Source organism: Streptomyces cacaoi (assembly GCF_006539165.1).
GTDB lineage: Bacteria > Actinomycetota > Actinomycetes > Streptomycetales > Streptomycetaceae > Streptomyces > Streptomyces cacaoi.
The window spans coordinates 1-24,670 of sequence record NZ_BJMM01000056.1 but is presented as its reverse complement, the minus strand read 5'-3'; the positions used below and the strand labels follow the sequence as shown (position 1 = coordinate 24,670).

Below are 24,670 nucleotides of genomic sequence, written 5' to 3'. Positions count from 1 at the left end.
TGAAACCTCAGTTCTTCTGGAGCCGGACGTCGAAGGCGTCCCGCAGGCCGTCCCCGATGAAGTTGAACGCGGCGACGACCAGCACGATCAGCAGGCCCGGCGGGAAGATCAGCCACCAGTAGCCGACCTGGGTGTAGGTGATGCCGGAGCTGAGCATCGAGCCCCAGTCGGCGGCGGGCGGCGGAATGGACAGGCCCAGGAACGACAGGTAGGCGACGTAGAGGATGGCGTCGGCGATCTGGAAGGTGGCGTTGACGATCATCGTGCCGACGGCGTTGGGCACGATGTGCCGGAAGACGGCGCGCGCTCCCCCGCCGCCCATCAGCCGCATGGCGTGCACATAGTCGCGGCTGCGCAGTGCGAGGGCCTCGCCGCGGATCAGCCGGGCCGGCGAGAGCCAGGCCACCGAGGCGATCACCAGGATGAGCACCGGCTTGCTGGGGGTGACCATCGCCGCGACGACGACCAGCAGGAACAGCGCGGGGATGGCCAGCGCCGCATCCGTGATCCGCATCAGGACCGCGTCGACCCAGCCGCCGAAGTAGCCGGCGACCGCGCCGTAGACGGTGCCGAACAAGGTGGCCAGCAGCCCCGCCGCCAGGCCCACTTCGAGGGAGGTCTGGCCGCCGTGCATCAGCCGGCCGAGCATGTCGTAGCCCAGGTCGGTGGTGCCCAGCGGATGGCCGTCGCTGCCGGGGGCGAGGCTGGCCGCGCCGAGGTCGGTGTGCACCTGGTCGGTGTGGTAGAGCAGCGGCCCGAGGAAGCAGAACGCCAGCAGCAGGACGAGGATGCCGGCGCCGAGCAGCGCGAGCCGGTTGCCGGTGAACACGGCGAGGGTGCGCCGGGCGAGGCTCGGCGTGGCGGTCGGCTCGTCGTCCCCGGCGGGTGCCGGGACGGTGGGCCCGGTGGTGGGCGAGGCGGCTTCTGCGGTCACGAGACGCTCCGGATGCGCGGGTCGAGGACGGCGTAGGCGATGTCGGTGAGCAGGGAGCCGAGCACGGTGGCGACGCCGACGACGAGGGTGACGCCGAGCAGCACGGGGAAGTCGTTGCTCTGCGCCGCGTTCCAGAACAGCAGCCCCATGCCGGGGTAGTTGAACATCGACTCGACGACGAGGGCGCCGCTGAACAGGGTGGGCAGATAGAGGCCGAGCAGGCTCGCCAGCGGGATGAGGGCGTTGCGCAGCACGTGCCGGGCCATCACCCGTACCTGGGACTGGCCCTTGGAGCGGGCGGTGCGCACATAGTCCTCGCCGAGGTTGTCCAGCACGGCCGAACGCATGTAGCGGCTGAACATGGCGATGATGCCGAGCGCCATGGTGACCACGGGCAGCACCAGCCCGGCGGGCTCGGCGAGGATGCCGCCGACCGTCTCCGACTGGGGCGCCTCCGCGGGGAAGAGCGGCCACTGCTGGGCGAAGCCGAGGATGAGCACCAGGCCGAGGAAGAAGACGGGCGTGGCGTAGGCGACGAAGGCGGCGCCGGTCAGCACGTAGTCGGAGGCCCGGCCGCGGCGCACGGCCTGGAGGATGCCGAGCGGAACGGCCAGCAGCGCGGCGAGCACCACGGACAGCCCGGTCAGCAGCAGCGTCTTGGGCAGCCGTTCGCCGAGCAGGGTGAGCACCGGCTGGTTGAGCTTGTAGGACTCGCCGAGGTCCCCGGTGACCAGCCGCTTGAGGTACATGCCGTACTGCACGGGCAGCGAACGGTCGTACCCCTGGAGGTGGTTGAAGTGCGCGATGGCCTCCGGTGTGGCCTTCGGCCCGAGGATGGCGCGGGCCGGCCCGCCGGGCAGCTGGTGCAGCAGGACGAAGACGATGAGCGAGACGAGGAAGAGCACCACGAGCGCCTGGCCCGTGCGCTTGAGCAGAAAGCGGATCACCGGCCCGCCCCCTTGCCGTGCTGGTCGGCGTTGCCGTCCTTGCCGTCCCTGCCGTCCTTGCCGTCACCGGACTTCTTGACGAAGTACCAGTCCTGCGGGGACAGGCTCAGCGTCGGGTTCTGGTCGATGCCGCGCAGGTCGCTGCGGATGACGGAGACCTGGTAGGCGGGGTTGGGGGTCCAGAGCACGGGTACCTCGCGGGCCAGATGGCGGGCGTAGTCGCGCATCGAGGTCGGGTCGTCGCCGTACTCGGTGCGCTTGATCAGCCGGTCGGTCTCCGGGTCGGACCAGTTGCCCATGTTGGAGGGGGCGCCGGTCGCGAAGAGCTGTTCGCCGCTGGGGTCGACGGGGAAGATCCAGCTTCCCTGGGTGCCGAAGAAGCCCATCTCCCACTGGGAGCAGACCGGTTCGCTCTTCTTGCAGGGCACGGTGGTGCCGAGCACGGTGTTGAGGGGCTGTTCCCGGATGTCCAGCCGCACGCCCTCGCGGGAGAACGAGGACTTGATCGCCTGCATGGTGTTGGACGTCTCGGTGGAGCCGGACTGGGAGAGCAGTTCGAGCGCGAGCCGCCGTCCCTTGGCGATGCCCTTGCCGCACTTCCCCTCGCCGGTGCCGGGCCGCTCGCAGCGCAGGGTGCCGTCGTCGCCGCGCTGCCAGCCGTGCGAGGTGAGCAGCCTGCGGGCCTTGGCCGGGTCGTAGGGCAGCGGGTTGTCCTCCATGAGCGCGGCGGGCACGGGGCCGAGGGTGGGTTCGGCGCTGCCCTGCCAGACGTGCTCGGAGATCGACTTCTGGTCGATGAGCGACTGGAGGGCCTGGCGCACATAGCGCTGCCGCATCAGCGGCCCGGTGCGCGGGTTGTTGAGGTTGGGGACGATGTAGGTGATGCCCCAGCTCTCCCACGGGTCGATGCGGTAGCCGGTCTTCTTGAAGTGCTCGGACTGCGCCATCACGGACGGCGGGATGTAGCCGTAGTCGAGGCCGCCCGCCCGCAGCACGTTGAACTCGCTGCCGGCCGTGGTGAACGGCTTGAGGACGACGCGGTCCAGATGCGGCTTGTCGGGGCCGCCGTAGCGCTTGTTGGGGACGAGCGAGACGCTGCCGGAGGTGGTCCACTTCTCGACCCGCCAGGGGCCCATCGTCGTCTTCCACAGCGGGTCGCTGTCGAACTTCGACAGCTGCTTGGCGTGGCTCAGCAGCCGCTGGAAGACTTTCTTCGGGCTCTCGCCCTTCTTGCTCCAGGCGTGCCGGGGCAGCGGCTTGAACCGGGCGAGCTGGTTGGCGGTGAACCAGGCGGGGTTGTAGGCGCGGTCGAGCCGCAGCCGGAGGGTGTGCGCGTCGAGCACCTGGAGCTTCTCGACGTTGTCCGGCAGCAGCTTGGGCGAATAGCCGCCCCAGTCGTCCTTGTTGGCGCGGATCAGCTCGAACCAGAAGGCCACGTCGCCCGCGGTGACGGGCTTGCCGTCGCTCCAGCGGTAGTGCTTCTTGAGGGGGACGGTCACGGTGCGGTTGCCGTCGCTGTAGCGGGGCTTCTCCGCCACGTTGCGCGGGCTGTCAGTGGTCAGCTTGCCGCTCTTGGCCGTCTCGGGCGTGTACAGCGGCGGGTAGAGCAGATCCTGGATGGCGCTGTTGTACGTCGCCAGATAGCCGGGCGCGCCGATCGGGAAGATCCAGTTGGGCGTCGCGGCGGGCGGCAGCGCCATGGTGGCGGTCCCGCCCTCGACGGGTGTGCCCTCGCCGGCCCGCACATCGGTGACCGTCTCGACCTTGGGGCCGCAGCCGGTCAGCAGCACCGCCGCCACCAGGAGCGGTACAGCGGCGAGCAAGCGGCCGGTCCTGCCGCGTATTCGGGTCCTGGACTGGCGCATGCTGCCTCCGGAAGAACGGTCAAAGACAGCGAGCAAAGTACGGACGGTGGCGAAAAAAGGTCAAGACCTTTGGCCTCTTCTTGGCTTCTCCGTCCGTCGTTCCGGCTTCTCTTGGCGATATCCGCGGAACTCGTGTTCACTGGCGGCAGTTGTTGCCCCGCACTTCGTTCGCCGAGCGAAGAAAGCGCGGGGCCGTTCCGGCGTGAGCAGGCCGGCACGGAGGACGAGCAGAAAGGTGTCTATGCCCCCCGCACCGCCCCCACCGGACGGGCAGTCCGGCCGGGCAGCCCCGGCCGGTACCGCAGCGCGTGTCCTCGAACTCGTCGCGAGCGGTGCCGTCTCCTCGCGGGCCGACCTCGTGCGCGAACTCGGCCTGGCGGCCTCCACCGTCTCCGCGCGGGTCCAGGAGCTGGTGGACCAGGGGCTGCTCACCGAGGACGGCGAGGGCACCTCGCGCGGGGGCCGGCGCCCCCGGCTGCTGCGGATACCGGACGAGGGCGCCGTCGCGCTCGCCGCGGACCTCGGCAGCCACCACATGCGCCTCGGCGCCGTCTCCCTCACGGGCAACGCCTTCGACACCGAGGAGCACGCCCTCGATCTGACCGAGGGCCCGGCCGCCACCCTCGGCGTGCTCACCACCCGGCTCGCGGAACTCGCCGCGCGCCAGCGGTCGGCGGGGCGGACGGTGCGCGGCGTCGGCGTCGGCTTCCCCGGCCCGGTCGACACCGCCGGCGGCCAGGTCGTCGCGCCGTCCCGGATGCCGGGCTGGCATCTGTACCCGCTGCGCGACCGGCTCGCCGAACAGCTCGGGCTGCCGGTGCTCGTCGACAACGACGCCAACGTCATGGCGCTGGGCGAACACCGCGCCACCCACCCCGGGTTGCACCACCTGGTGCTGGTGAAGGCCGGGCGGGGCATCGGCTCCGGTGTCATCAGCCACGGCCGGCTCTACCGCGGCGCGGGCGGCGCGGCCGGCGACATCAGCCACGTCCGGGTGGAGGCCGCGGCCGAACGCCCGTGCTCCTGCGGGAACATCGGCTGTCTGGAGACCGTCGCCAGCGGCGCCGCCCTCGTGGCCGCGCTGCGGGAGCGCGGCCTCCCGGTCGGGGGCGCGGCCGATGTGCTGCGGCTGGTCCAGGACGGCGACCCGCAGGCGACCACGCTGGTACGCCAGGCCGGGCGGCACATCGGCACGGTGCTCTCCGTCGTCGTCAACTTCTTCAACCCGCAGGCCGTCGTGCTCGGCGGGGCGCTGGCCGAGGCCGAACCGCTGGTCGCGGCCGTACGCGGCATGCTCTACGAACGCTGTCTTCCGGTGACCACCAGCGAACTGGTGATCACCGCGTCCGCCACCGGAGCCGACGCGGGGCTGCTCGGTGCCGGACACGCCGCCCTGCGCGAACTCGCCGCGGTGCCCCCGCCGGCGGGCCCGGCAGGATCCGCGGCGCACTCCCCCACGCCGGACCTCCCGTCACCGGCCCCCTCGACTCCAGGAAGGGAAACCGCCCCCTGATGACACCGACCTCCCCCACACCCTGGGCGCACGACGACCGGCCCGAGGCCGTCGGCCGCACGCCCCGCCGCAGGCTGCGCATCGGCATCGGCGGGATGGCGATCGAGTCCAGCGAGTTCTGCCCGCACCGCTCCTCCTACGAGGACTTCCGCGTCACCCGCGGCGCCGACCTGCTCGCCCGCTACACCTGGACGGGGCCGGACGACCCGATGGCCGCCCAGGTGGAGTGGGTGCCGCTGGTGCACGCCGTCTCACTGCCCGGCGGGCCCGTCGTCCGGGAGACCTTCGACCGCATCCGCGCCGAACTCACCGACCGCATACGCGACGCGGCCCCGCTCGACGGGCTGGTCTACGACATCCACGGCGCCATGAGCGTGGTCGGCCTCACCGACGCGGAGGCCGAACTGACCGCCGCCGTCCGCGAGGCCACCGGCCGAGACACCCTCATCTCGGCCGCGATGGACCTGCACGGCAACGTCTCCCACGACTTCGCCCGCCATCTCGACCTGCTCACCGCGCACCGCCTCGCCCCGCACGAGGACGCCTGGGAGACCCGCGAGCGCGCCGCGCGCAAGCTCGTCGAGCGGCTCGTGACCGGCGCCGGGCGCCCGCACCGCGCCTGGGTGCAGGTCCCGGTGCTGCTGCCCGGCGAGAAGACCAGCACCCGGCTGGAGCCCGCCAAGTCGCTGTACGGCTCGCTCGCCGACGTCGAGGCCCTGGACGGGGTGACCGACGCCGCGATCTGGGTGGGCTACGCCTGGGCGGACGAGCCGCGCTGCCGTGCCGCTGTCGTCGTCACCGGTGACGACGCCGAACTGTGCCTCACCCAGGCCGGGATGCTCGCCCGCGGCTACTGGGACGCCCGGCGCGAGTTCGCCTTCGTCGGCCCCACCGGGCAGGCCGACGAGTGCATCGCCAAGGCCGTGGCCTCCACCGCGCGCCCCTTCCTCATCAGCGACTCGGGCGACAACCCCACCGCAGGCGGCGCCGGGGACCTCGCCCACATGCTCGGCCGGCTGCTGGCCAACGACGACCTCGCCGCCGGCCGTGCCACGGCCCTGCACCCGGGCCTCCACGATCCCGAAGCCGTCGCGGCCTGCTTCGCCGCGGGCACCGGCGCGGAGATCACCCTGCGCGTCGGAGGCCATGTCAGCGCCGGCACGGGCCCGCACGCCGAGCCCTGCGAACTGACGGGCGAGATCGTCTCGTTGCAGATCCTGGACGGGGTGCGGGCCGCCGCCGTGCGCCAGGGCGGCGTCACCGTCGTGCTCACCGAGCGGCGCAAGCCCTTCCACACCCGCGCCGACTTCGGCGAGCTCGACCCCACCGGCTACGACCTGGTCGTCGTCAAGATCGGCTACCTGGAGCCCGAGCTGTACGACATGGCCGCCGACTGGCTGCTCGCCCTGACACCCGGCGGCGTCGACCAGGACCTGCTGCGCCTCGGCCACCGCCATGTGGCCCGGCCGCTCTACCCGTTCGACGACGAGGGCTTCGAGGAGGTCGAGCTGGCACCGCAGCTCCTGTGAGCAGGCCTTCCCTCCCGGTGGCGAGGCGGTGACCGGCGGCGGACAGGGCCGCCGGTCACCGCCCGGCACGGCGCCCCGCACTCCCGGCGGGGCCCGCCGGTGCACCCGTTAGCCTGTGGGAACTGTCCGGCGGGCGCACCCACGCGACGACATGCCGCACAGCACGCACGCTCACACACGGGATGGGGGACGGTCGTTACGTATGCCCAGGGAATTGCAGCGCGGCCACAAGGCCAGAATCAGTGATCTGACCGCGGGCACGGACCTGTACATCGGGGTGCGGATCGCCGGTGCGGGGCTGACGCTCGACATCAGCTGCTTCGGTCTGGACGCGGCGGAACGCCTCTCCGACGACCGCTACTTCATCTTCTTCAACCAGCCGAAGTCCCCGGAGGAGTCCCTCCAGCTCCTCGGTGCGCAGGCCGGCGACAACGAGTCGTTCCGGGTCACGCTGGAGCGCGTCCCGCAGCATGTGCAGCGGCTGTCGTTCACCGCGACGATCGACGGCGCGGGCCAGATGTCGCAGATAGGCCCGGGCCATCTGCGGATCGTGGCCGGCGGCCAGGAGGTCGCCCGGTACGCCTTCGACGGCTCGGAGTTCTCCACCGAGCGCGCCGTGATGCTCGGCGACATCTACCGCAAGGACGACGTGTGGCGCTTCGCCGCCGTCGGGCAGGGGTTCGACGGCGGGCTGGAGGCGCTGCTGAAGCACTTCGGCGGGGAAATCGCGGAGGAGACAGCCGAGGAAGCCGGGGAGGCAGCCGGCGCGGCGCAGCAGGGGTCCGCCCCCGGTTTCGCACCGCCGGCCGCCGAGCCCCAGCCGGTGCCGGGGTTCGCCCCGCCACCAGGCCCGGCCGCCTCTCCCGCGCCGCCCCAGCCGCCGGCCCCCGTCCAGCCGCAGGCCCAGGCACAGCCGCAGGCCCCGGCTCCGCAGCCCGAACCGCAGCCCCAGCCGCAGCCCCCGGCGCAGCCGCAGACGGCCCAGCAGGCGCAGGCCCCCCAGCACCCGCACCAGCCCCAGGCACAACCCCCGGCGCAGCAGTTCGCGCAGGCCCCGCCCCAGGCGCAGCCCGGTCCCCCGGCGCCCGATGTCCACGGTGCCCCGACGGTCGCGGGCCCGATCGTTCCGCCGGGCGGCGCCGCGGTGCCGCCCCCGCCCGGCCCGCCGGGACACCCCGGGCATGCGGGACAGCCGGGCCAGCCGGGGCACCCGGGCGAGCCCGGACATCCGGGGCAGCCCGGGCAGTCGGGGTTCCCGGGCCCGCAGCAGGCCCCCTTCCCCGGGCAGCCCCGGCCCCCGCAGGGGTATACGCAGCCCGGCGCGCCCGCCCAGCCGTACGCCCCGCAGCAGCCGCCCGCGCCTCAGCCGCCGGGGCAACCCGCCGTACCCGGCCAGCAGTTGACCAACCCGTTCGCACCGCAGCCCGGAGCACCGGGAGCCCCCGGCTTCGGCCAGGGCCAGGCCCCGCACGTCCCGCAGATCCCGCAGGGCCCGGCGGCCGGCATCGGCGCGGCACTGGAGAAGTACCGCGAGGTCCCCACCGGGCAGCGCTGGACGCTCCAGAACCCGGCCCTGGTCCGTGCCGACCTGGGCACCGACGGCCGGCCGCTGCTGGCGAAGCAGGGCAGCATGGTGCTCTACCAGGGCAAGGTCGACTTCGCCTACAAGGGCGCCGGCTTCACCGGCCGTATCGTCGGCAACGCCACCGGCCAGGAAATGCAGCTGATGCGCTGCACGGGCCGCGGCCAGGTCTTCCTCGCGGAGAACGGCGCACACCTCCACCCGGTGGAGCTCCAGGGCGACGCCCTGTGCGTCTCGGCGGAGAACGTGCTCGCCTTCGACGAGTCGCTCCAGCACGAGGTGCGCCGGATCGAGGGCCACGGCATCCCGGGCGGTGCCCTGTTCACCATGCAGTTCAGCGGCACGGGCACCGTCGTCGTCAAGACGCAGGGCTCGCCCGTGGTCCTGCCGGTGACGCCGACGACGTTCGCGGACGCGCAGTCCGTCGTGGCCTGGTCCGCCGCCGCGCAGGTCATCGTCACCAGCCAGGTGCGGCTGCACCGCAACGCCTATCCCGGGCACAGCGGCGAGACCGTGAACCTCCAGTTCCGGGGCGCCCCCGGCAACTTCATCGTCGTCCAGCCGTACGAGGTCTGAGGGGAGCCCGTCATGAACCAGCCAGCAGCACTCGCGGGCTACGCGGCCCAGCCGGTCGCCGCCCGGATGCAGAACCACGGCTCGCACATGGTCAAGGTGGCCATGCAGTCCGGCCAGGACCTGTTCGCCCGGCCCGGCTCGATGGTCGCCTACGAGGGCTTCGTGCAGTACGAGGCCAATCCGCCGGCCGTGCGCCAGATGGCCTCGCAGTGGCTGACGGGTGAGCACAATCCGCTGATGCTCTGCCGTGGCGACGGTCTGCTGTACCTCGCCGACTACGGCGCCGACGTCGTCTGCGTCAACCTCGCCGAGGAGTCGCTGTCGGTGAACGGCACCAACCTCCTCGCCTTCGACGCACACCTCCAGTGGGGCGTCGAACGCGTCAAGGGCCTGGCGAAGTTCGCCGGGCAGGGCCTGTTCAACGTCGGTGTGCGGGGCACCGGCTGGGTGGCGCTCACCTCGCGGGGCGCGCCGATCGTCGTCGACTGCGGACGCGGCGAGGACGAGACGTATGTCGACCCGGACGCGCTCGTCGCCTGGTCCAGCGGTCTGAAGATGAAGGGCAAGCGCAGCATGAAGGCCGGCGCGCTGATCGGCCGGGGCAGCGGCGAGGCGTACCAGATCGGGTTCTCCGGGCAGGGGTTCGTGGTCGTCCAGCCGAGCGAGGACAGCTCCGACCGGGTCCGGGTCCGGGGCTGACGGGGAGGGAGAACAACCGTGCAGAGTTCGCTTTTCGGCTATGCGGAGGTCCAGACGCAGGACCGCTGGGCCGTGCAGAACCCGCAGTTGCTGCGTGTCCAGCTCACCGGTCACGACGACGTGCTGGCCCGCAAGGGCGCGATGGTCGCCTACCAGGGCCTGCTGGAGTTCGACGCGGAGTACGAGTCGCAGGGCCGGCGCCGCCGGCACGGCCAGGAGCATCTGGACCTGATGCGCTGCACCGGGCAGGGCACCGTCTTCCTGGCCAACCTGGCGCAGTACATCCACGTCGTGGACGTGACACAGGACGGGCTCACCGTCGACGCCGCCTATGTGCTGGCCATGGACTCCACGCTGCACCACGAAGTGATCTCCGTGGACAGCCAGTTCGGCATCTCCGGCACCGGCGCCTACAACCTCGCCATCACCGGCCAGGGCAAGGTCGCCTTGATGACCTCGGGTGAGCCGCTGCTGCTGAACGTCACCCCGGACACCTACGTCAACGCCGACGCGGACGCCGTCGTCGCCTGGTCGACCTCGCTGCGCGTCCAGATGCAGGCACAGACCTCCTCGCAGGGCGTGTGGCGGCGGCGCGGCAACACCGGTGAGGGCTGGGAGCTGTCCTTCCTCGGCCAGGGCTACGCCCTCGTCCAGCCCAGCGAGCAACTGCCGCCGCAGAACGCGCAGCTCGGCGGTCTGGCGGGGCAGTACGGAGTGGGCCAGAACCAGGGCAACATCTTCACCAACCGCTGACCGGCGCCGAGCGCGCGGCGTCCCCGCCGCACCCCGCGGTGGGGGCGCCGCGCGCTCGGCTACCCTGGGGCGCGGGCCGTGACTGGCGCTGAGGTGGAGCACCACCGGGGAGCGGCCCGGCCACCCGGCCTCCTGCCGCGCGCCTGGGCGTTCCCTGCCGGTGTCCACCGACACCGCGACGACGCCCGGGAGGCAGCATGACCAGCACATCCCCCACCCGCACGGCCGCGGACGCCCCGACCGACGCCGCCGGTCTCATGGACGGCGCCGCGCTCGCCCGCCGTATGACGGACCGCACCGCTCGGCGCGCCGCGGAGCTCACCCGCCGTACCGGCACCGCCCCCTGTCTGGCGACGGTCCTGGTCGGCGAGGACCCGGCCTCGGTCACCTATGTACGGATGAAGCAGAACCGCTGCGCCAAGGCCGGTATCGACTCCCGCAAGGTCGCCTTGCCGGCGGCCACCACCACCGGGGAGCTGGTCGCCACCCTCCGCGGCCTGTCCGAGGACCCCGCCGTGCACGGCATCCTGCTCCAGCATCCGGTCGGCCCGCACATCGACGAGCGGGCGGCGTTCGAGGCGATCGCGCCGGAGAAGGACGTCGACGGTGTCACCATGCGCTCGTTCGCGGCCATGGGCTTCGGCCTGCCCGGCTTCGTCTCCTGCACCCCGGGCGGGATCCTGCGGCTGCTGGACGCCTACGAGGTGGAACTCGCGGGCCGCCGCGCCGTCGTCGTGGGCCGCAGCCCCATCCTGGGCAGGCCCGCCGGCATGCTGCTGCTGGCCCGCGACGCCACCGTCACCTACTGCCACTCGCGCACCGTGGATCTGTCCGCGCACCTGCGCGAGGCGGACATCGTCGTCGCCGCCGTCGGCCGGCCGGAGTTCATCCGGGGCGAGGACATCAAGCCGGGCGCCGTCGTCCTGGACGCCGGCTACAACCCGGGCAACGTCGGCGACGTCGACTTCGCGGGCGCCCGCGCCCGTGCCCGTCTGATCACGCCCGTGCCCGGCGGGGTCGGCCCGATGACCATCGCCCTGCTCCTGGAGCAGACGGTGGACGCGGCCGAGGCCCAACTGGGCGCCGGGGCACCGGTGTCCGGCTGACACGCACGGTCCCGGCCGGGGCCGGTGGGTTCTCCGGCGACCACGCGGGAGACCTCGGGCCGCGCCCCGGTGAGCGACGGGGCGCGGCTGCACGGGACGGCGCGGGGCGACACCTCCCGGCGGCGGGCCGTCGCCCTGCTGCACGGCGGTCCGGCCTGCCCGACCACCTCGGCGCTGTCACCGCTGTCACCGCTGTCACCGCTGTCACCGCGGACCGCGCCCCCGTGCACCGGTACGACCAGCGCGGCACGGGGATCCGGCGGCTGAACGAGAGGGCCCGACACCACCGGCTCGGGTACTTTCGTCGCGGCAAGGTACTATGCATTGCATGGAACCTGCCGAGGCCGGTAACCGCGCCAACACCAGCAAGGCGGCCAGCCAACTGCGCAAGGGCGTGCTGGAGTACTGCGTCCTGGCCCTGCTGCGGGACGGGCCGCGGTACGCGGTCGAACTGCTGCGTGAGCTGGACGCCGTGGGGCCGATGGCCACCAGCCAGGGCACCGTCTACCCGCTGCTCTCCCGGTTGCGCCGGGACGAGTTGGTCAGCACCGACTGGCAGGAGTCGTCGTCGGGCCCGCCCCGGCGCTACTACGCACTGACACCGACGGGCCGTGCCGCACTGGAGGAGTTCGCCGGTATCTGGCCGCACTTCCGCGACGCGGTCGACCACTTCGTCGGCACCCGGGGCCCGAGCCCCTCCCCCACCGAGCACGAGGAGCAGCGTTGAAGACCGCCCGGAACGAGACGGTGGAGCAGTATCTTGCGGCGGTCGAACGCGAGGCGTCCGCACTGCCGCCGGAACGCAGACAGGAGCTGCTCGCCGATCTGGCCGAGCACGTGGACGTGGCGCTGGCCGAACGCCCCGAGGGCGACCCGGCAGCCGTCCGGGAGGTGCTGCGGGAGCTGGGCGATCCCCGGACGATCGCGGCCACAGCGCTGCGCGAGGCGGGGCCGCACCCGGCGGGCGCCGGACATCCGACCGCCGGTCCGGCCGTTCCGCCCCCGGCCGGCCCCGGGTACGCGCCCGGCGGCCCGGCCCGGCGCGGCGGCCGGGAGCGGATCTCCCCGTGGTGCGCCGTCGTCCTGCTGGCCGTGGCCTCGCCGCTGAGCCTGGTGGCGCCTGTGCTGCTGACCGGGGTCGTGCGCATCGCCGGGGTCGTGATGCTGTGGCTCACGCCGAGTTGGCCGGTGGGCCGGCGGTGGATCGCCACGCTGGTGACCGTGCTGGTGATCGCCGTGCCGAACACGATCGCGCTGCTCACCGACGTCTCCGGGATGGGCGCCCCCGGGATCGCCGCCCTGACGGTCGCGCAGTTCGTCGTCCCGCTCGCCGTCTCGGTGTGGCTGTGGCGCACCGCCCGCCGGCCGGAGAGCGGCCCCGCGGCCTGACGACGGACGGCACGGCCCCGGCCCGGGTCCGGCGGCACCGGTCCGGGGCCCGTGCGGCGGCAGCGCCCCGTGAGCGCCGTGTTACGGAAGTGACCGAGGGGGCAGCGGAGTTGATGAGCTGTCTGCATAATCGGGCCCATGCACTACCCTTCCGATCTTCATGCTCTGGGCGACGGCCTCTACCTGTGGAACCCGCCCCGGCGCGGCTGGGGGCTGGCCAACTGCGGACTGGTGGCCTCCGCCGACGGGGCGCTGTGGATCGACACCCCGTACGACCGTCCGATGGCCGAGGCGTTCCTGGCGGCATCGCGCGCCGTGCCCGGCGGGTCGGACGTGACCCGCGTCGTCGTCACCCACGCCAACGGCGACCATCTGTGGGGCGCCGACGTCCTCCCCGGCGCCGAGATCATCGCGACCCGGGAGGCCCGGCACCACATCGAGCTGGAGCCGGGCCCCGAGCAGTTGCGCGCGCTGATCGAGGAAGCGGGCGAGGAGTCCACCCTGGGCGCCTATCTGGCCCGGCACTTCGGGCACTTCGACTGGTCGCGCACCCGGGTGGTGCGGCCCACCACCGTCTTCCGGGGCGAGCTGGAGCTGACCGTCGGCGGCCGGCCCGTCCTGCTCACCAGCCTGCCGCCCGCGCACACCACCGGCGATCTGACGGTCCATCTGCCCGACCACGGCGTCGTCTTCACCGGCGACATCGTCTTCGGCTCGTCCCCCGACCACCCCGGCGACCACGCCGTGCACTGGGCGGGCCCGCTGGAGAACGTCATCGGCGCCTGCCAGGAGGTGCTGGAGACCGGCGCCACCACCGTCGTCCCCGGCCACGGCCCCGTCCTCGACCGGGACGGGCTGCGGGCCCACATCGCCTACCTCACCCACCTGCGCGACCGCGCGCACGCGCTGCACGCGCGGGGCGTACCGCTCACGGAGGCCGCACACCGGGTGGCCGCCGAGGGCCACCTCGAACTCGGCCTGCCGGAGCGGCTCATCGTGACCCTCGGCAGCGAGTACCGGATGCTGGACGGCACCCCACCGCGCCCGATGACCCAGGTCATGACGGAGGCGGCGGACTTCGCCGTGACCCACGCGGCGGCGCGCACCTCCGGGCACTCCGTGCCGGACCCGGGTCACGCCCGCGCCTGACCTCCGCCGTCGCCGCCGGCCGGCTCCGTACGCCGGTGCGGACCCGGGCCGGCGGCACGGAAGAACGGAAAAGAAAAGGGGTGGGGCGGCCACCGTTCGGCAACCGCCCCACCCCGGGAGAGCGCGCGGGAGGTTCAGCCCTCCACGCCCAGCTTCTCCATGATCATCTCCTTCACCCGCGCGGCGTCCGCCTGCCCGCGCGTGGCCTTCATGACGGCGCCGACCAGCGCGCCCGCCGCCGCGACCTTGCCGCCGCGGATCTTCTCCGCCACGTCCGGGTTGCCGGCGATCGCCTCGTCCACGGCCGTGCCGAGGGCGCCCTCGTCCGAGACGACCTTCAGACCGCGCTTGTCGACGACCTCGTCCGGGGTGCCCTCGCCCGCGAGGACGCCCTCGATGGTCTGCCGCGCGAGCTTGTCGTTGAGCGAGCCCTCGGCGACGAGCGCGCACACCCGCGCGACCTGCTCCGGCGTGATGGACAGCGCGGGCAGCTCGACGCCGTCCTCGTTGGCACGGCGGGCCAGCTCGCCCATCCACCACTTGCGGGCCTGGTCGGCGGGGGCCCCGGCGTCCACGGTGGCGACGATGAGGTCGACGGCGCCCGCGTTGAGCACGGACTGCATCTCGTGCTCGGTGATGCCCCACTCCTCGCGCAGCCGGTTGCGCCGCACCCGCGGCAGCTCCGGCAGGGTGCCGCGCAGCTCCTCGACCCACTCGCGGGACGGCGCGACGGGCACCAGGTCCGGCTCGGGGAAGTAGCGGTAGTCCTCCGCCTCCTCCTTGACGCGGCCGGAGGTGGTGGAGCCGTCCTCCTCGTGGAAGTGCCGGGTCTCCTGGACGATGCTGCCGCCCGAGGAGAGCACCGCGGCGTGCCGCTGGATCTCGAAGCGCGCGGCACGCTCGACGCTGCGCAGCGAGTTGACGTTCTTCGTCTCGCTGCGGGTGCCGAACGCCTCCCGGCCCTTCGGCCGCAACGAGAGGTTCACGTCGCAGCGCATCTGGCCCATCTCCATCCGGGCCTCGGAGACGCCGAGCGCCTTGATCAGCTCGCGCAGCTCGGCGACGTACGCCTTGGCGACCTCGGGGGCGCGCTCCCCGGCGCCGACGATCGGCTTGGTGACGATCTCGATCAGCGGGATGCCGGCGCGGTTGTAGTCGAGCAGCGAGTGGGAGGCGCCGTGGATACGGCCGGTGGCCCCGCCCACGTGCGTGGACTTGCCGGTGTCCTCCTCCATGTGGGCCCGCTCGATCTCCACGCGGAAGACCTCGCCGTCCTCCAGCTGGACGTCCAGGTAGCCGTCGAAGGCGATGGGCTCGTCGTACTGGGAGGTCTGGAAGTTCTTCGGCATGTCCGGATAGAAGTAGTTCTTCCGGGCGAAGCGGCACCACTCGGCGATCTCGCAGTGCAGGGCCAGACCGATACGGATCGCGGACTCGACGCCGCTCTTGTTGACGACGGGCAGCGCCCCGGGCAGGCCCAGACAGGTCGGGCAGACCTGGCTGTTGGCGTCGGCGCCCAGCGCGGTCGAGCAGCCGCAGAACATCTTGGTCCTGGTGCCCAGTTCGACGTGGACCTCCAGGCCCATCACGGGGTCGTAGGAGGCCAGCGCCTCGTCGTACGACACCAGTTCGGTGACGGTCACGGAAACTTAACCTTTCTCTCCCGCGTCAGTCCGCGAGCACGTCGCTGTCGGAGGACATCCGGCGCAGCTCACGGACCAGCAGGGCGACGCCGGTGACGATGGCGGCGGCGGAGACCGCCGCGTCGATCAGCTGGAGGGTGTCCTGTTCCTGGCGGGCCTTCTTCGCCTGCTTGGCGACGCTGACGGCGCCGAAGAGCGTGGTGCCGATGGACAGGTACGTACCGGGCTTCGACTTCTTGAAGTCCTTGGCCTTGCTCAGCTTTCCACTCACAGCGACGGTGCCTCCTCTAGCAGCGGGTGACCCCAACGTGCCTGGAAGGCGGCCTCGACGGCCGCACCGACACGGTAGAGCCGGTCATCGGCCATGGCGGGGGCGACGATCTGGAGTCCGACCGGCAGCCCGTCCTCCGGGGCCAGCCCGCACGGCAGCGACATGGCCGCGTTCCCGGCCAGGTTGGACGGGAGGGTGCAGACGTCGGCGAGGTACATCGCCATCGGATCGTCGACGCGCTCGCCGATCGGGAAGGCCGTGGTGGGCGTCGTCGGCGAGACGACGACGTCGACCTGCTCGAAAGCCTTCTCGAAGTCACGGGTGATCAGGGTGCGCACCTTCTGCGCCGAGCCGTAGTAGGCGTCGTAGTAGCCCGAGCTGAGCGCGTAGGTGCCGAGCATGATGCGCCGCTTGACCTCGTCGCCGAAGCCCGCCTCGCGGGTGAGCGCGGTGACCTCCTCCGCCGAGTGCGAGCCGTCGTCACCGGTGCGCAGGCCGTAGCGCATGGCGTCGAAGCGGGCGAGGTTGGAGGAGCACTCCGAGGGCGCGATCAGGTAGTAGGCGGCCAGGCCCTTGGCGAACGACGGGCAGGACAGCTCGACGATCTCGGCGCCCAGCTCGCGCAGCAGCTCGACCGACTCGTCGAAGCGCTGAATGACGCCGTCCTGGTAGCCCTCGCCCCGGAACTCCTGGACGACGCCGACCCGCAGGCCCGCGACATCGCCGTTGCGCGCCGCCGCGACCACGTCCGGCACCGGCTGCGCGATGGACGTCGAGTCCAGCTCGTCGTGCCCGGCGATGACGCTGTGCAGCAGCGCGGCGTCCAGCACCGTACGGGCACAGGGCCCGCCCTGGTCCAGGGAGGAGGAGAAGGCGACCATGCCGTAGCGGGAGACCCCGCCGTAGGTCGGCTTCACACCGACGGTGCCGGTCACGGCCGCCGGCTGCCGGATGGAGCCGCCGGTGTCGGTACCGATGGCCAGCGGCGCCTCGAAGGCGGCGAGCGCCGCGGCCGAGCCGCCGCCGGAGCCGCCGGGGATCCGGGTGAGGTCCCAGGGGTTGCCGGTCGGCCCGAAGGCGCTGTTCTCGGTGGAGGACCCCATGGCGAACTCGTCCATGTTGGTCTTGCCGAGGATGACGACGCCGGCTTCCTTCAGCTTGCGGGTGACCGTCGCGTCGTAGGGCGGGATCCAGCCCTGAAGGATCTTCGAACCGACGGTCGTCGGGACGCCCTCGGTGGTGAAGATGTCCTTCAGCGCCAGCGGGACACCGGCCAGCGGGCCCAGCTTCTCGCCGCGCTCGCGCTGTGCGTCCACGGCGCGGGCCTGCGCCAGCGCGCCCTCGCGGTCGACGTGCAGGAAGGCGTGCACCTTCTCGTCGACGGCCTCGATCCGGGCCAGATGCGCCTCGGTGACCTCGACGGCGGTGACGTCGCCGGAGGCGATCTTCTCGGCGGTCTGCGCCGCGGTGAGCTTGGTGAGGTCGGTCATCGCGGTCACTCCTCCCCCAGGATCTGCGGCACCTTGAAACGCTGCTGCTCCTGCGCGGGTGCGCCGGAGAGCGCCTGCTCGGGGGTCAGCGACGGCCGGACCTCGTCCGGGCGCATGACGTTGGTGAGCGGGAGCGGATGGGAGGTCGGCGGTACGTCCTCGTCGGCGACATCCGAGACGGCGGCCACCGCGCCGATGATGTCGTCGAGCTGTCCGGCGAAGTGGTCGAGCTCTTCGTCCTTCAGCTCCAGGCGCGCCAGCTTCGCGAGGTGGGCGACCTCCTCGCGTGAGATGCCAGGCATGCAGCGGTCCTCTGGGTGAGTGAGTGGTTTGTCGGCCCCAATCCTATGGGGCCCGCCGCCGTGCCCGCGAAGCGCTTCCCCGCCCCCGCTCCCGCCCGGTGTTCAGGGCGTACGCGCAGGCGGTACCGGGGGCAGCGAGCGCGCGGCGTGCACCTCGCGCGCCCGCAGCCACGCGGTGGTCTCACCCGGCGGCATGGCGGCCGAGACCAGCCAGCCCTGCACCGCGTCACAGCCCAGATCGCGCAGCCGCTCCCACGTCTCGTCGTCCTCCACACCCTCCGCGACGACCTTCAGGCCCAGCGAGTGCGCCAGATCCACCGTGCAGCGCACGATCTCGGCGTCCTCGGTGTCCACCGCGAGCCGGGCCACGAACGAGCGGTCGATCTTCAGCTCGCTCACCGGCAGCCGGCGCAGATGCACCAGCGAGGAGTAGCCCGTGCCGAAGTCGTCCAGGGACATCTTCACGCCGTGCCCGGTCAGCCCGGCGAGGGTGTCGGCCGCGCGCTGCGGGTCCTCCAGCAGCACATGCTCGGTGATCTCCAGCTGGAGCGCGCCGGGCGGGACGCCGTGCCGGGCCAGCCGGGCGGCGACAGCCCCGGCGAAGCCGGGCGCGTGCACATCGCGCGGGGAGACGTTCACCGCGACGGGCACCGTCAGACCGCAGCCCCGCCACACGGCGACCTGCGCCAGCGCCGTCTCCAGCACGTACTCCGTCAGCCGCGGCATCAGCCCGGACGTCTCGGCGATCGCGATGAACTCGTCCGGCGGGACCCGGCCGCGCTCCGGGTGCACCCAGCGCACCAGCGCCTCCAGGCCGGAGACGGTGCCGTCGAAACCGACCTTCGGCTGGTAGTGCAACTCGACCTCGCCGGCGTCCAGCGCGCGGCGCAGATCCGCCAGCAGGCCCAGCCGGTCGGGGGTGTTGCCGTCCCGGGTGGCCTCGTAGACCTCGACGGCGGTGCGGTCCCGCTTGGCCTCGTACATCGCCACGTCGGCCCGGCGCAGCAGGCCCTCGGCCTCGCGTGCGTGCTCGGGGAAGACGGCGACGCCCGCACTGGCCTCCAGGACGAGGGTGAGCCCGTCCAGGTCGAGCGGGGAGCCGAGCGCGGAGACCAGCGAACGGGCCACGCGCTGGGCGCTGGTGGTGGAGTCGCAGACGGGCAGCAGCACCGCGAACTCGTCCCCGCCGAGCCGGGCCGCCTCGGCGCCGCGCGGCAGCACCTCGCGCAGCCGGTCCGCGATCTGCAACAGCAGCCGGTCGCCCGCGAGATGGCCGAGAGTGTCGTTGACCGAACGGAAGCGGTCCAGGTCGATCAGCACCAGCGCGGAGCGCGCGCCCGTCCGTTCGGCCTCGTCCAGCGCCGTCCAGGCCCGCTCCAGCAGCCACAGCCGGTTCGGCAGCCCGGTCAGCGGGTCGCGCAGCTGCTCCTCGGCGCGCGCCCGGGCGATCCGCAAGGTGGTGTCCAGCGCGATCAGCGGGATGGCGAACAGCGGGAGCAGCAGCGGCTTGTGGACGGCGACGATCACGATGAGCGGGGCGATCCCCACCAGCGCGGTGCCCACCAGCCCCTGCCGCACCAGCGAGGTGCGCAGCGCCGTCGGCAGCCCGCGGGTGCGCGGGGCGAGGGTGAACCACTGGAGGGCGCGGGTCGTCAGCAGATACAGGGCGGCGGCGAGCACCGTGCCCGGCACGGCCTCCGGCCCCCACTCGGCGGGCAGCCACGGGTTCTCCACCGAGGGGTGCGCCCCGCACACCGCCGGGCCGAGCGCCGCGGCGCCGACCCCCAGGATGTCGATGGCGCCGTGCACCACCGCCTGCCGCCAGCGGTGCCGCCGCGCGGCGCCGACCAGCACGACGACGGCCAGGCTGACCAGCAGCGCCGGCACCCATCCGCACAGCAGCAGAATGGCCAGCGTGAGCGCGGGCCCCGAGCCGGTGCCGCCCCACCAGCGGTCCCGGCCCATCGTCACCAGATGCGCGACGACCAGCCCGGTGAGCACCGCGAACGACCAGCCGACGACGCCCTCGGGAAACAGCGCGTGCCCCGCCGACAGCACCCGGAAGAGACCGAGCACGAGCACCGCGGCGGCGCCCGCCACGACCCCGGCGGGCAGCAGCGGCGGACGGGCCGCCATCAGCCGCTGGAGCCACGGCGCCTCCTCCCCGCCGCGCTCCGGTCCGCCGGACCGGCCCTGTGCACCGCCCGGCCCGCCCGCCCGTCCGGCTCCCGCCGGACCGGTCTGCTGGGCGCTGCCGGCCCCTCCGCCCGGGTCGGAGCCCGTCGGCACCGGCGCGCCCGCCCGGCCCGGGCCGCCGCCGCGTCCCGCGCCGCGCCGCGCGCCGTCGGAGGGCAGGCGGGAGAACGGGGGCCTGGCGCCCCCGGAGAATTCCAGCATCCTGGTCCCCTCGCAGCCGTCCGCGCCTGCCCCCTCACCACGACAGGCGTCCATGTCAACAGTAGGCCGCTGACCGGGTGCAGGGGCAGCGATCGGCCGCTGTTGCCTCCATCCCTCCCCCACGAGCGTGCCCAACTTCGCGGGCTCGTACGGCTGCTGTGACCGAACGGTGTGCTTCCGGCGGTGAAAACCCGTCAGGCGTCTGTGACGGCCGTACCCCGGTGTGCGGCCTGTGGCGGGCCGGCGCCGGCGCCCGGCACGCGGCGTTCGCCGCCGCCGGGCCCGGCAGCCGTGCTCTGTGCTCTCCCGCGCGGCCCCGCTGCTCTCCGCTACTCTTCCTCATCCGGCGCCAGCGCCGCCTCGCGGGCGGCATCCGGCCCCTGCTCCAACAGGACGGCGAATCCGTCATCGTCCAGAATCGGCACCTTCAACTGGACGGCTTTGTCGTACTTCGAGCCCGGATTGTCCCCGGCGACGACGAAGCCCGTCTTCTTCGAGACGGAACCGGTGACCTTCGCACCGCGGTCCTGGAGCGCCTCCTTGGCGCCGTCCCGGGTGTAGGAGGCGAGGGTTCCGGTCACCACCACGGTGACGCCCTCCAGCGGACGCGGGCCCTCCTCACCCGTCGCCTCCTCGGCCATCCGGACCCCGGCCGCCCGCCAGCGCTCGACGATCTGCCGGTGCCAGTCCTCGGCGAACCACGCCTTGAGGGAGGCCGCGATCGTCGGCCCGACGCCCTCCGTCGCGGCCAGCTCCTCCTCCGACGCCTCGGCGATGCGGTCCAGCGAGCGGAACTCGCGCGCGAGCGCCTCGGCCGCGACCGGGCCCACGTGCCGGATGGACAGCCCGGTGATGATCCGCGCCAGCGGCCGGTCCTTGGCCGCCTCGATGTTCTCCAGCATCGCCAGGGTGTTCTTGCGCGGCTCGCCCTTCTGGTTGGCGAAGAGCGTGACCGTCTTGTTCTCACCGGTCTTCGGGTCCCGCTTGGGCAGCCCGCTGTCCGGGTCGACGACGTGCGCGACGATCGGCAGCAGATCCTCCACCGTCAGATCGAACAGGCCGCCCTCGTCCCGCAGCGGGGGCTCGGCCGGCTCCAGCGGCTGGGTGAGCGCGCTGGCCACGACGTATCCGAAGTGCTCGATGTCCAGCGACTTGCGGCCCGCCAGATAGAACAGCCGCTCCCGCAACTGCGCCGGGCACGAGCGGGAGTTGGGGCACCGCAGATCGATGTCCCCCTCCTTCATCGGCTGGAGCGGTGTACCGCACTCCGGGCACTGCGAGGGCATCACGAACGCACGCTCGCTGCCGTCCCGCAGATCCGCGACCGGGCCGAGGATCTCGGGGATGACGTCGCCCGCCTTGCGCAGCACCACCGTGTCCCCGATGAGCACGCCCTTGGACTTGACGATCTCCTGGTTGTGCAGCGTCGCGAACTCCACCTCGCTGCCGGCGACCGTGACCGGCTCGACCACCGCGTACGGCGTCACCCGGCCGGTGCGGCCGACGCCGACGCGGATGTCCACCAGCTCGGTGTTGACCTCCTCCGGCGCGTACTTCCAGGCAATCGCCCAGCGCGGCGCGCGGGACGTGGCGCCCAGCCGGCCCTGGAGCCGGATCTCGTCCAGCTTGACGACGACGCCGTCGATCTCGTGCTCCACCGAGTGCCGGTGCTTGCCGTAGTACGCGATGAACTCGCGCACGCCGTCCAGCCCGTCGACCACCCGGCAGTGCGCCGACGTGGGCAGGCCCCACTCGCTCAGCAGGTCGTACACCTGCGAGAGCCGCTCCCAGCCGGTGCCCTCGCCCGTCTCGAAGCCCTCCAGCGCGCCGACGCCGTGCACCACCATGTGCAGCGGCCGGGTCGCCGTCACCCGCGGGTCCTTCTGGCGGAGCGAACCGGCGGCCGCGTTGCGGGGGTTGGCGAACGGCTTGTCGCCCGCCTCCACCAGGCGCGCGTTCAGCTCCTCGAACCGCTCCATCGGGAAGAAGACCTCGCCGCGCACCTCCACCAGCCGAGGCACGCGCTCCCCGGAGAGCCGCTCGGGGATGTCCGCGATCGTGCGGATGTTGGGGGTGATGTCCTCGCCGGTGCGGCCGTCACCGCGGGTGGCGGCGCGGGTGAGGCGGCCGTGCTCGTAGGTGAGGTTGACCGCGAGGCCGTCGACCTTCAGCTCGCACAGGAAGTGGTGTGCGGCGCCGGACAGTTCCCGTGCGACGCGCTCGGCCCACTCCGCCAGCTCTCCGTCGTCGAACGCGTTGTCCAGCGACAGCATGCGCTCGCGGTGTGCGACCTCGGTGAACTCCGTCTCGTAGTGCCCGGCCACCTTCTGGGTGGGCGAGTCGGGCGTCCGCAGCGCCGGGTGCTCCTCCTCCAGCGACTCCAGCCGCCGCAGCAGCCGGTCGAACTCGGCGTCGCTGACGATCGGCGCGTCCTTGACGTAGTAGCGGAAGCGGTGCTCCTCGATCTGCTCGGCGAGACGCGCGTGTTCCTCCCGCGCCTCTGCGGGCACGGCCACGTCCTGTTCGGCAGCCACCGTGTCGTCCTCCCGTTACGTAGGGTTGTCAGCGAGTGATCTCGCGGCCCGGACACTGCGCCGCAGCGCCTCCCGCGCGTACGCGGGCGAGGCACCGGCCAGCCCGCACGCGGGGGTGACCACGACGGACTCGGCGAGCAGCCCGGGAGACAGCCCCAGCCTGCGCCACAGCGACCTGACTCCCCCGACGCTACCGGCCGGGTCCGACAATGCCCCCGTCTCCGGCTCGACGGTCGGTACGACACCGGCGAACAGTGCGACCCCCGCCTCCAGCGCCTCCGCCACCGGTTCTTCCTCACGCTCGGTGAGCAGCGCGAGATCCAGCGAGATCCCCGCCGCGCCCGCACGCCGCAGCAGCGCGACCGGCACCCGCGGCGCACAGCTGTGCACGACGACGGGCCCGTCGTGTGCGCCGATCAGCTCGCGCAGGGTGCCCTCGACGACCGCGCGGTCGACGGCCGGATAGGTGCGGTAGCCGCTGGCGGTGCGCACGCTCCCGGTCAGCACGGAGGTCAGCGAAGGCTCGTCCAGCTGCAACACGATCCGCGCGTCCGGCACCCTCTTGCGCACCTCGGCCAAGTGTGCGGCGAGCCCCTCGGCCAGCGAGGCCGCGAGGTCGCGGCAGGCACCGGGGTCGCCCAGCATGGCCTCGCCGGAGCGCCGCTGGAGCCCGGCGGCCAGCGTCCACGGCCCGACGACGGACACCTTCAGCCCGGCACGCGCCGGGTCCTGTTGGCCGTAGCCCTGGGTGAACTCCTCCAGCGCGTCGAGGTCCTCGCCCAGCCACGAGCGGGCCCGGCGGGTGTCGCGGCCGGGCCGGTCGGCGATCCGCCAGCCGCTGGGCTCCAGTTGCACGTACAGCTCGGCCAGCAGCCCGGCCGTCCGGCCCAGCATGTCGGCGCCGGGGCCGCGCGCGGGCAGCTCGGGAAGGTGGGGCAGATGCTCGGGGGCGTCCAGGGAACCCAGCACCGTCCTGGCCGCCTCGCGTGCGTCGGTGCCGGGCATGGAGCCGATGCCGCTGGCGGCCGCCGGGCCCCAGGGGCGTTCTCGTCGCTTCTCGCTCACCCGGGAAGCCTACGTCCCGCCCTCGCGCCGCAGGTCACGGCAGGAGCGGCGCGGCCCGCGGCCCGCCGCCCCGCACCGTACCCTCAGTGGCCGCCGGGGCGTACCGACAGATCCGTCACCTCGGCGCCGCGCGGCAGATCCAGCGCGGTCAGCACGGTCGTCGCCACGGCCTCGGCGGGCACGAAGCGGTTCGCGTCGTACTCCTTGCCCTCCTGGCGGTGGACCTTCTCCTGCATCGGTGTCGCCACCCGGCCCGGGTAGACGGAGGTGATCCGCACCCCGTTCCCCGACTCCTCGCCGCGCAGCGCGTCGGCGAGCGCCTTGAGGCCGTGCTTGCTCGCCGCGTAGGCGCTCCAGTCCGGGTTGGCGCGCAGCCCGGCGCCGGAGTTGACGAAGACGACGTGGCCGCGTGCCTGCCGCAGCTGGGGCAGCAGCAGCCGGGTCAGCTCGGCCGGGGCGACCAGGTTGGCGGCCAGTGTGCTGTTCCACACCTTCGGCCCCAGGTCACCGACCTTGCCCAGCTCGACGACGCCCGCGATGTGCAGCAGCGAGTCGACCTGTTCGGGCAGCGTCTGGTGGCTGAAGGCCCAGGACAGCCGCTCGGGTTCGCCCAGGTCGCCCACGAGCGTGCGGGCGCCCGGGAAGCGCTCCGCCAGCTCCTTGGCGCGCCCCGCGTCGCGGGCCAGCAGATGCAGGGTGTCGCCGCGCTCCAGCAGCCGGTGGGCCACCTCGGCGCCGATGCCGGAGCCGGCACCTGTGATCACATGTGTTGCCATGGGCCCATCGTCGCCCACGGGAGCCGTTCACGCCCGCCCGCCCGTCGCCCCACCCGCCGCCCCTGGCGGCGGCTGCGACGGGAGGGCGGGGGGGGGCGGCGGGGGTCGGCGCCCTGGGAGAGGCAGCTGTTGGGGCGGGGCGGGCCCCGG

Annotated in this window: 20 protein-coding genes and 1 riboswitch; of the genes, 9 read left to right on the top strand and 11 right to left on the bottom strand. The window is 73.0% G+C overall.

The annotated features are described in order from the left end of the window. Positions 1 to 7: 7 nt before the first annotated feature. The 3 genes from SCA03_RS30460 to SCA03_RS30450 are packed head-to-tail and all read right to left on the bottom strand — an operon-like array spanning position 8 to position 3,704. Positions 8 to 934, bottom strand: a complete 927-nt coding sequence (locus tag SCA03_RS30460) for an ABC transporter permease (RefSeq protein ID WP_030884480.1) — start codon at positions 932 to 934, stop codon at positions 8 to 10. Continuing rightward, entirely contained in the window at positions 931 to 1,881 is a 951-nt protein-coding gene (locus SCA03_RS30455; protein WP_030893647.1) for an ABC transporter permease, read from the bottom strand. Before SCA03_RS30455 ends, SCA03_RS30460 begins: the two co-directional genes overlap by 4 nt. Next, positions 1,878 to 3,704, bottom strand: coding sequence for a peptide ABC transporter substrate-binding protein (locus tag SCA03_RS30450; protein ID WP_230989011.1), 1,827 nt, complete (start codon positions 3,702 to 3,704; stop codon positions 1,878 to 1,880). Before SCA03_RS30450 ends, SCA03_RS30455 begins: the two co-directional genes overlap by 4 nt. 283 nt (positions 3,705 to 3,987) lie before the next feature. Here SCA03_RS30450 and SCA03_RS30445 point away from each other — a divergent pair, with 283 nt between their 5' ends. The 9 genes from SCA03_RS30445 (at position 3,988) to SCA03_RS30405 (ending at position 14,042) form a co-directional block, all read left to right on the top strand. After that, positions 3,988 to 5,259 carry an ROK family transcriptional regulator gene (locus SCA03_RS30445; RefSeq protein ID WP_086813904.1) on the top strand — a complete coding sequence of 424 codons (1,272 nt, stop codon included), beginning with the start codon at positions 3,988 to 3,990 and terminating at the stop codon, positions 5,257 to 5,259. 95 nt (positions 5,260 to 5,354) lie between these two features. Continuing rightward, entirely contained in the window at positions 5,355 to 6,788 is a 1,434-nt protein-coding gene (locus SCA03_RS30440; RefSeq protein ID WP_051846860.1) for a M81 family metallopeptidase, read from the top strand. A gap of 202 nt (positions 6,789 to 6,990) precedes the next feature. Beyond that, the gene (locus tag SCA03_RS30435) at positions 6,991 to 8,946 is read left to right on the top strand and encodes a TerD family protein (protein ID WP_141275766.1); all 1,956 of its coding nucleotides are present in this window, start codon (positions 6,991 to 6,993) and stop codon (positions 8,944 to 8,946) included. Between the two features lie 12 nt (positions 8,947 to 8,958). After that, positions 8,959 to 9,645 (top strand): AIM24 family protein, encoded by a 687-nt coding sequence (locus SCA03_RS30430; RefSeq protein WP_030884492.1) that lies wholly within the window; start codon positions 8,959 to 8,961, stop codon positions 9,643 to 9,645. Positions 9,646 to 9,663: 18 nt separating this feature from the next. Then, positions 9,664 to 10,398, top strand: a complete 735-nt coding sequence (locus tag SCA03_RS30425) for an AIM24 family protein (RefSeq protein ID WP_030884494.1) — start codon at positions 9,664 to 9,666, stop codon at positions 10,396 to 10,398. A gap of 68 nt (positions 10,399 to 10,466) precedes the next feature. Next, a riboswitch (ZMP/ZTP riboswitch) is annotated at positions 10,467 to 10,554 on the top strand. A 41-nt stretch (positions 10,555 to 10,595) separates the two neighbouring features. Then, positions 10,596 to 11,504, top strand: a complete 909-nt coding sequence (locus SCA03_RS30420; RefSeq protein WP_051846842.1) for a bifunctional 5,10-methylenetetrahydrofolate dehydrogenase/5,10-methenyltetrahydrofolate cyclohydrolase — start codon at positions 10,596 to 10,598, stop codon at positions 11,502 to 11,504. A 328-nt stretch (positions 11,505 to 11,832) separates the two neighbouring features. Further along, positions 11,833 to 12,231: a PadR family transcriptional regulator gene (locus SCA03_RS30415; protein ID WP_030884501.1), complete on the top strand. Its 399-nt coding sequence runs from the start codon at positions 11,833 to 11,835 to the stop codon at positions 12,229 to 12,231. Beyond that, a complete protein-coding gene (locus SCA03_RS30410; RefSeq protein ID WP_086816395.1) occupies positions 12,228 to 12,893 on the top strand; it encodes an HAAS signaling domain-containing protein in 666 nt (221 codons plus the stop codon). Before SCA03_RS30415 ends, SCA03_RS30410 begins: the two co-directional genes overlap by 4 nt. Positions 12,894 to 13,031: 138 nt before the next feature. After that, positions 13,032 to 14,042, top strand: coding sequence for an MBL fold metallo-hydrolase (locus tag SCA03_RS30405; protein ID WP_086816397.1), 1,011 nt, complete (start codon positions 13,032 to 13,034; stop codon positions 14,040 to 14,042). A 134-nt stretch (positions 14,043 to 14,176) separates the two neighbouring features. Here SCA03_RS30405 and gatB read toward each other — a convergent pair whose 3' ends face one another. From gatB to SCA03_RS30365, 8 genes are all read right to left on the bottom strand, one after another. Beyond that, complete coding sequence (gatB, locus tag SCA03_RS30400) at positions 14,177 to 15,685, bottom strand: Asp-tRNA(Asn)/Glu-tRNA(Gln) amidotransferase subunit GatB (RefSeq protein ID WP_030893635.1); 1,509 nt, start codon at positions 15,683 to 15,685, stop codon at positions 14,177 to 14,179. 25 nt (positions 15,686 to 15,710) lie between these two features. Beyond that, positions 15,711 to 15,956: a membrane protein gene (locus tag SCA03_RS30395; protein ID WP_030884514.1), complete on the bottom strand. Its 246-nt coding sequence runs from the start codon at positions 15,954 to 15,956 to the stop codon at positions 15,711 to 15,713. Beyond that, on the bottom strand, positions 15,953 to 17,446 hold the full coding sequence (gene gatA, locus SCA03_RS30390; protein WP_086816399.1) for an Asp-tRNA(Asn)/Glu-tRNA(Gln) amidotransferase subunit GatA: 1,494 nt from the start codon (positions 17,444 to 17,446) through the stop codon (positions 15,953 to 15,955). The genes SCA03_RS30395 and gatA overlap by 4 nt, the downstream gene beginning before the upstream one ends. Before the next feature lie 5 nt (positions 17,447 to 17,451). Then, complete coding sequence (gene gatC / locus SCA03_RS30385) at positions 17,452 to 17,748, bottom strand: Asp-tRNA(Asn)/Glu-tRNA(Gln) amidotransferase subunit GatC (RefSeq protein WP_030884520.1); 297 nt, start codon at positions 17,746 to 17,748, stop codon at positions 17,452 to 17,454. Between the two features lie 102 nt (positions 17,749 to 17,850). After that, entirely contained in the window at positions 17,851 to 20,145 is a 2,295-nt protein-coding gene (locus SCA03_RS30380) for a putative bifunctional diguanylate cyclase/phosphodiesterase (RefSeq protein WP_030884523.1), read from the bottom strand. Between the two features lie 329 nt (positions 20,146 to 20,474). Further along, positions 20,475 to 22,679 carry an NAD-dependent DNA ligase LigA gene (gene ligA, locus SCA03_RS30375; protein ID WP_030884527.1) on the bottom strand — a complete coding sequence of 735 codons (2,205 nt, stop codon included), beginning with the start codon at positions 22,677 to 22,679 and terminating at the stop codon, positions 20,475 to 20,477. A gap of 15 nt (positions 22,680 to 22,694) precedes the next feature. Next, positions 22,695 to 23,744, bottom strand: coding sequence for a methionine synthase (locus tag SCA03_RS30370; protein WP_268932859.1), 1,050 nt, complete (start codon positions 23,742 to 23,744; stop codon positions 22,695 to 22,697). An 83-nt stretch (positions 23,745 to 23,827) separates the two neighbouring features. Continuing rightward, entirely contained in the window at positions 23,828 to 24,520 is a 693-nt protein-coding gene (locus SCA03_RS30365) for an SDR family oxidoreductase (protein WP_030884544.1), read from the bottom strand. Between the last annotated feature and the right edge of the window lie 150 nt (positions 24,521 to 24,670).

Bases quoted from the DNA above. Each gene is read 5' to 3' on its own strand.
- SCA03_RS30445 (WP_086813904.1), top strand. From the start codon at position 3,988: ATGCCCCCCGCACCGCCCCCACCGGACGGGCAGTCCGGCCGGGCAGCC.
- SCA03_RS30440 (WP_051846860.1), top strand. From the start codon at position 5,355: ATGGCGATCGAGTCCAGCGAGTTCTGCCCGCACCGCTCCTCCTACGAG.
- SCA03_RS30435 (WP_141275766.1), top strand. From the start codon at position 6,991: ATGCCCAGGGAATTGCAGCGCGGCCACAAGGCCAGAATCAGTGATCTG.
- SCA03_RS30430 (WP_030884492.1), top strand. From the start codon at position 8,959: ATGAACCAGCCAGCAGCACTCGCGGGCTACGCGGCCCAGCCGGTCGCC.
- SCA03_RS30420 (WP_051846842.1), top strand. From the start codon at position 10,596: ATGACCAGCACATCCCCCACCCGCACGGCCGCGGACGCCCCGACCGAC.
- SCA03_RS30415 (WP_030884501.1), top strand. From the start codon at position 11,833: ATGGAACCTGCCGAGGCCGGTAACCGCGCCAACACCAGCAAGGCGGCC.
- SCA03_RS30405 (WP_086816397.1), top strand. From the start codon at position 13,032: ATGCACTACCCTTCCGATCTTCATGCTCTGGGCGACGGCCTCTACCTG.
- gatA (WP_086816399.1), bottom strand. From the start codon at position 17,446: ATGACCGACCTCACCAAGCTCACCGCGGCGCAGACCGCCGAGAAGATC.
- gatC (WP_030884520.1), bottom strand. From the start codon at position 17,748: ATGCCTGGCATCTCACGCGAGGAGGTCGCCCACCTCGCGAAGCTGGCG.
- SCA03_RS30380 (WP_030884523.1), bottom strand. From the start codon at position 20,145: ATGCTGGAATTCTCCGGGGGCGCCAGGCCCCCGTTCTCCCGCCTGCCC.
- SCA03_RS30365 (WP_030884544.1), bottom strand. From the start codon at position 24,520: ATGGCAACACATGTGATCACAGGTGCCGGCTCCGGCATCGGCGCCGAG.